Here is a 2,808-nt window from a genome sequence, read left to right as displayed (position 1 = left end):
AGGGAATCAGAATGCGATTGCGCTATCAAGCGATTTAATAGGTCCTGAGCCTAGCGCAATGTCGCGCCGCCGGCGTGCCGGATCGCTACGCCCGGCCGGACCTCGCTAAGGTCACCTTCCTGAAGAACCCGCTGTCCAGCAATCATCTGGTCAAGGCGGACGGCTATGGCCACGCTGTCGATCTGTCGCCCTTCCCGGTCGATTACGAGGGGCCGGCGAAGTTCCCCAAGCACGACGCCATCGCCAAGGCCATGAAGGCGGCGGCGACCGAACTGGGGGTCAAGATCGTCTGGGGCGGCGACTGGAAGACGACGAAGGACCGGCCGCACTTTGAGTTGGTCCGATGACCGCCCTCGCTCTCCTCCGCTCCATCCCCCGCATTCTCACCCCGACCGGCTGGCTGATCGTCGCCATCATCGCCGCCTTCGTCCTGACCGGGGTCTACTGCTCATACAGCGGCGCACAAGACGAACGGAATCGCCAGGCGGCCCAGACCCAGAAGGTCGAGGCGAAAGCGTCAGGCGCGCGGGAAACCGCCGCTGTCGAGCGCCAGACCGAAACCCCCATCATCAACGCTCGCGAAAAGGATCTCTCCGATGCGGTCAACTCGCTCCCTGATGCTGCCCCTAGCGCTCGCCGCGTCCGTCTCGCTTGCGAGCGGTTGCGCCACCAAGGGAACACCCGCCTTCCCGCCGAGTGCGGATCTGGCGGTTGAGCCGAAGCCGGTTCTGGCGCCCGAGGCGATCTATTCGGAGGCTGCACTCGACGCCTACGACATCGCCATCGAGGCGCGCGGTGATCGACTGGCGGCCCAGGTCGGGCGGCTCTGTCGGTTCTTCGACACCATGGGGATGGAGCGGTTGAGGTGTCCGCCGCCTGACGTGCCGCCTCGGCCGGGTTAGGTGGTCATAACCAAAGGGGGGCGGTCAAACCTACCCCCTTCAGCGTCGAGCTATCAGGCTCCGCTATCGAGGCCCGCTCTCTTCGGAGGGTGGGCCTTTCTTACTATTCTTCCCGCTGTTCCGCTGCAGCCCACGCTTTCAGCGGTCGCCGAGCGCCCTTCATAATAGGAAGGGGGGGCACGTGCGCCCCACCCTGCGCGCAAAGGTCGGCGAACAGGCTACGGAAGTACGGGTAGACACTGATCGGCCCAACATTTCGAGTGAAGCGGGCCGCCGTTTCTTCATCCGAAGTGCCATTGACTCGATAGACCAAGAGGTATCGGCCTTTAACATTCAGGATGTGGGTCTTCCCGGACTTCGCATACGCAGACGCCTCAACCCACGCACTGACAATCTGCGCTTCTTCGTCGTAGGACGTGTCCGTCAGTTCGCAGTCGTATCCGAACCTCCACTTAGACCGATCAGGATCCATAATTTGCGGCTTGATCTTAAACTGACAGTCGACCAACTTCACGTCCGCCAAATCGACGCTGTCAACGAGATCGCCATAAGCGACATTTTGAGCTTCGGTCGTCATCGAGCGCCCGCCACCATCCGCGTTCCTTCGCGCTCCCACTGATTTTCGTTAGCGGCAACGGCGCGGCCCCAGGCGTTTCGTCCATCGACAGCCCACCTCTTCATGGACACCGCGCAGCCCGCTTCATCTCGAGGTTCAAACTTAAGACACGGGGTAGCATTCAAGGCGTCGGCAATGCGGCCGATGGTACGGGCCCGCATATTTGCACCATTGTCGCTCAACATCTGGCTAACACGCGGCTCCGACACATTCATCAACCGAGCCAAATCGGCCTGGGTGAGGCCACGTTCGTCAAGAGCGTGCTCAATGGCCAGCTGGAGATCCAGAATGAACCCAACCTCAGCACTGATTTTTTCAAAGTCGGTGTCGCTAGAAGTTCGGAAGAAAGACATTGGTTTCTCCTTAGACGTTCAGCTCAGAGTTGAGGCGATATGCCTCCGCTCCTGCCGCTTTGAGAACAGATTGCTTGGCCTTGTCGGCCTTCTTTGAGCAATCCACTCCCGTGATAATGAATGTGGGGCGTTCTCCGAACTGCCTCAAGAACCCGTAAGCTCTTAGCTGCCAAGGCTTGAACGCCTGCAGCCTAACTTTGCCCGGCGCGCGCTCGCCCGGGAACCAGCCCTCTTTGCCGTTGAACTTGTTTCGTCCCAGCCCTTGGACCCCGTGCTGGATGAAGCGCTTGAGCAACTCGCTGAGCTCAGCTCGCTGATCTACGGATGCCTGCGCTTCAATCTCTTTTTTCACAGCAGTCCGAATCAAAACGTCATGGGTCCCGGTGCCCTGAGAAAGCACTTCGTAGCCGTCCGGCAATGTCAGCTTCTGTCTCAAGCTACCAACGAACCTTAACGCAAGCCTTAAGTTCCGCTAGCGGCGAAATAGAGGCAGATGGGATCAAAATCACACAACGAGAGATACGAGAGGCGCAACCTACGCACCGGGATACCATCGTGTCGAATTCAATTTCACCTTCGATCACAGGTTCGCTGCATTGCCGCACTTGCGGTCAGAGTGTCGCCAGTCCGCCGTCTGGCAGCGAGCGCTGCAGCATTTTAGCGATGTCCCACGGTGCCGACATCCACGCCTCAAACTCGTCCGGCTCAGTCAGGATCACAGGCATCGCCTTGGGGTGAACGGCGCCGACCTCGGCGTTGGGTTCGGTCCTCAGGAAGGCGAAGACGTCGAGGGTCTCCATGCCGGTCTTGATCTTGCGGACGCTGGTGTGGTCCCGAAGGTGAATGCCTGCGAAGAAGGCCAGCGGCTCGGGATCATCGCCGGCTGATCCTCCCTCGTTTCAGTGGACACCCATGCTAGCTTTTCGGAGCTGGAGAG

6 protein-coding genes are annotated in these 2,808 nt (G+C 60.0%); 2 read left to right on the top strand and 4 right to left on the bottom strand.

Going from position 1 to position 2,808, the window contains the following annotated elements; all coding sequences use genetic code 11:
• Positions 1-74 precede the first annotated feature (74 nt).
• Together RTU05_RS17725 and RTU05_RS17720 are read left to right on the top strand one after the other, a co-directional pair.
• Complete coding sequence (locus RTU05_RS17725; RefSeq protein WP_312599614.1) at positions 75-347, top strand: M15 family metallopeptidase; 273 nt, start codon at positions 75-77, stop codon at positions 345-347.
• Positions 348-596: 249 nt separating this feature from the next.
• Complete coding sequence (locus tag RTU05_RS17720) at positions 597-902, top strand: hypothetical protein (RefSeq protein ID WP_312599613.1); 306 nt, start codon at positions 597-599, stop codon at positions 900-902.
• 103 nt (positions 903-1,005) lie between these two features.
• On the opposite strand, the gene RTU05_RS17715 is transcribed toward RTU05_RS17720, so the two are convergent.
• The 4 genes from RTU05_RS17715 to RTU05_RS17700 form a co-directional block, all read right to left on the bottom strand.
• Positions 1,006-1,479 (bottom strand): hypothetical protein, encoded by a 474-nt coding sequence (locus RTU05_RS17715; RefSeq protein WP_312599612.1) that lies wholly within the window; start codon positions 1,477-1,479, stop codon positions 1,006-1,008.
• Positions 1,476-1,871: a helix-turn-helix transcriptional regulator gene (locus RTU05_RS17710; protein WP_312599611.1), complete on the bottom strand. Its 396-nt coding sequence runs from the start codon at positions 1,869-1,871 to the stop codon at positions 1,476-1,478. The genes RTU05_RS17715 and RTU05_RS17710 overlap by 4 nt, the downstream gene beginning before the upstream one ends.
• Before the next feature lie 10 nt (positions 1,872-1,881).
• Positions 1,882-2,307 (bottom strand): hypothetical protein, encoded by a 426-nt coding sequence (locus RTU05_RS17705; RefSeq protein WP_312599610.1) that lies wholly within the window; start codon positions 2,305-2,307, stop codon positions 1,882-1,884.
• A 175-nt stretch (positions 2,308-2,482) separates the two neighbouring features.
• Positions 2,483-2,671, bottom strand: a complete 189-nt coding sequence (locus tag RTU05_RS17700) for a hypothetical protein (protein ID WP_312599609.1) — start codon at positions 2,669-2,671, stop codon at positions 2,483-2,485.
• Positions 2,672-2,808: the final 137 nt, after the last annotated feature.

Origin of the sequence: Brevundimonas sp. (assembly GCF_032017145.1) — a bacterium.
Classification (GTDB): Bacteria; Pseudomonadota; Alphaproteobacteria; order Caulobacterales; family Caulobacteraceae; genus Brevundimonas.
The sequence above is the reverse complement of the archived record's forward strand: the minus strand, read 5'-3'. Positions and strand labels throughout refer to the sequence as shown.